Genomic DNA, 3,384 nt, shown 5'->3' with positions numbered 1-3,384 from the left:
GAAACTTCGTTCCCTCCTGAGTGGATCCTGAGTACGGCCGGACACGTGAAATCCGGTCGGAAGCAGGGAGGACCATCTCCCAAGGCTAAATACTCCCTAGTGACCGATAGTGAACCAGTACCGTGAGGGAAAGGTGAAAAGCACCCCGGAAGGGGAGTGAAAGAGATCCTGAAACCGTGTGCCTACAAGTAGTCAGAGCCCGTTCATGGGTGATGGCGTGCCTTTTGTAGAATGAACCGGCGAGTTACGATTGCATGCGAGGTTAAGTTGAAGAGACGGAGCCGCAGCGAAAGCGAGTCTGAATAGGGCGAAATAGTATGTAGTCGTAGACCCGAAACCAGGTGATCTACCCATGTCCAGGGTGAAGTCCAGGTAACACTGGATGGAGGCCCGAACCCACGCACGTTGAAAAGTGCGGGGATGAGGTGTGGGTAGCGGAGAAATTCCAATCGAACTTGGAGATAGCTGGTTCTCTCCGAAATAGCTTTAGGGCTAGCCTCACGTAGTTAGAGTCTTGGAGGTAGAGCACTGTTTGGACTAGGGGCCCTCATCGGGTTACCGAATTCAGACAAACTCCGAATGCCAATGACTTATCCGTGGGAGTCAGACTGCGAGTGATAAGATCCGTAGTCAAAAGGGAAACAGCCCAGACCACCAGCTAAGGTCCCAAAGTATACGTTAAGTGGAAAAGGATGTGGAGTTGCTTAGACAACCAGGATGTTGGCTTAGAAGCAGCCACCATTTAAAGAGTGCGTAATAGCTCACTGGTCGAGTGACTCTGCGCCGAAAATGTACCGGGGCTAAACGTATCACCGAAGCTGTGGGTGGACACCTTATGGTGTCCGCGGTAGGAGAGCGTTCTAAGGGCGTTGAAGCTAGACCGTAAGGACTGGTGGAGCGCTTAGAAGTGAGAATGCCGGTATGAGTAGCGAAAGATGAGTGAGAATCTCATCCACCGTATGCCTAAGGTTTCCTGAGGAAGGCTCGTCCGCTCAGGGTTAGTCGGGACCTAAGCCGAGGCCGAAAGGCGTAGGCGATGGACAACAGGTTGATATTCCTGTACCACCTCTTTATCGTTTGAGTGATGGGGGGACGCAGGAGGATAGGGTAAGCGCACTGCTGGATATGTGCGTGTAAGCAGTTAGGCTGGTGAATAGGAAAATCCGTTCACCTTAAGGCTGAGCTGTGATGCCGAGGGAATTATAGTACCGAAGTTCCTGATTCCACACTGCCAAGAAAAGCCTCTAGCGAGATAAAAGGTGCCCGTACCGCAAACCGACACAGGTAGGCGAGGAGAGAATCCTAAGGTGAGCGAGAGAACTCTCGTTAAGGAACTCGGCAAAATGACCCCGTAACTTCGGGAGAAGGGGTGCTTTTTGGGGTGAATAGCCCCGAAGAGCCGCAGTGAATAGGCCCAGGCGACTGTTTAGCAAAAACACAGGTCTCTGCAAAGCCGCAAGGCGAAGTATAGGGGCTGACGCCTGCCCGGTGCTGGAAGGTTAAGAGGAGGGGTTAGCGCAAGCGAAGCTCTGAATCGAAGCCCCAGTAAACGGCGGCCGTAACTATAACGGTCCTAAGGTAGCGAAATTCCTTGTCGGGTAAGTTCCGACCCGCACGAAAGGCGTAACGATCTGGGCACTGTCTCAACGAGAGACTCGGTGAAATTATAGTACCTGTGAAGATGCAGGTTACCCGCGACAGGACGGAAAGACCCCATGGAGCTTTACTGTAGCCTGATATTGAATTTTGGTACAGCTTGTACAGGATAGGTAGGAGCCTGAGAAGCCGGAGCGCCAGCTTCGGTGGAGGCGTCGGTGGGATACTACCCTGGCTGTATTGAAATTCTAACCCGCACCCCTTATCGGGGTGGGAGACAGTGTCAGGTGGGCAGTTTGACTGGGGCGGTCGCCTCCTAAAATGTAACGGAGGCGCCCAAAGGTTCCCTCAGAATGGTTGGAAATCATTCGCAGAGTGTAAAGGCACAAGGGAGCTTGACTGCGAGACCTACAAGTCGAGCAGGGACGAAAGTCGGGCTTAGTGATCCGGTGGTTCCGCATGGAAGGGCCATCGCTCAACGGATAAAAGCTACCCTGGGGATAACAGGCTTATCTCCCCCAAGAGTCCACATCGACGGGGAGGTTTGGCACCTCGATGTCGGCTCATCGCATCCTGGGGCTGTAGTCGGTCCCAAGGGTTGGGCTGTTCGCCCATTAAAGCGGTACGCGAGCTGGGTTCAGAACGTCGTGAGACAGTTCGGTCCCTATCCGTCGTGGGCGCAGGAAATTTGAGAGGAGCTGTCCTTAGTACGAGAGGACCGGGATGGACGCACCGCTGGTGTACCAGTTGTCTTGCCAAAGGCATCGCTGGGTAGCTATGTGCGGACGGGATAAGTGCTGAAAGCATCTAAGCATGAAGCCCCCCTCGAGATGAGATTTCCCATAGCGTCAAGCTAGTAAGATCCCTGAAAGATGATCAGGTTGATAGGTCAGAGGTGGAAGCGCGGTGACGTGTGGAGCTGACTGATACTAATCGATCGAGGACTTAACCAAGTCATATTAAGCAAGGTGAACTCGTTCTTAAATACTTCTTCTGCATTATCTAGTTTTGAGGGAATGAAAACCTCTAAAAATAGTCTGGTAGCAATAGCGAGAAGGTCACACCCGTTCCCATCCCGAACACGGAAGTTAAGCTTCTCAGCGCCGATGGTAGTTGGGACGCAAGTCCCTGTGAGAGTAGGACGCTGCCAGGCAAACAAAAAGACAACCTGAAATATGGTTGTCTTTTTGTTTGATTTGTGAAGCGTGAGACGGATCGCTTTTTATGATTAATTTTCTTAGTACAAAAAAACTAAAAAAACATTGACGTAGATAATATATTCTAGTAATATAAGATTTGTCGCTGATAGGAATTAACAAAAAGCATTTTGTTTCTAGAAAAATAGTTGACTTTTAAAAACAGTTTTGCTAAAATTAACTCCTGTCACTGAAACAAGTTAACACTTCAAAAAGTTGTTGACTATTCAAAAAAGAGATGATATATTATTATTCTGTCTCTGAAAAATTGCCCTTTGAAAACTAAACAAACAAAAACGTCAACAAACAATAATTATCATGTTTCTTCTATTATATAAAGAACATGAGCCAACGTAACATTTTTGAGCTAATCAACTCAACTTTATTGGAGAGTTTGATCCTGGCTCAGGACGAACGCTGGCGGCGTGCCTAATACATGCAAGTCGAGCGAATACCTGGGAGCTTGCTCCCGGTGGTTAGCGGCGGACGGGTGAGTAACACGTGGGCAACCTGCCTGTAAGACTGGGATAACTTCGGGAAACCGGAGCTAATACCGGATAATTTCTTCCCTCGCATGAGGGAAGGTTGAAAG

General features: G+C 49.7%; 3 rRNA genes (1 of these 3 cut by a window edge). All 3 read left to right on the top strand.

The features are described 5' to 3' along the window. Positions 1 to 2,549 (top strand): 23S ribosomal RNA (locus tag KHA99_RS30545); the annotation flags it as partial. An 83-nt stretch (positions 2,550 to 2,632) separates the two neighbouring features. Beyond that, positions 2,633 to 2,749: ribosomal RNA gene (rrf, locus tag KHA99_RS30540) — 5S ribosomal RNA — on the top strand. Positions 2,750 to 3,174: 425 nt separating this feature from the next. Continuing rightward, a 16S ribosomal RNA gene (locus KHA99_RS30535) occupies positions 3,175 to 3,384 on the top strand; it runs 1,380 nt beyond the window's last position.

Source organism: Neobacillus rhizophilus (assembly GCF_018343535.1).
Taxonomy (GTDB): domain Bacteria; phylum Bacillota; class Bacilli; order Bacillales; family Cytobacillaceae; genus Neobacillus; species Neobacillus rhizophilus.
Note: the sequence above shows the minus strand (reverse complement) of the source record. Positions and strands in the feature narration are given on the sequence as shown.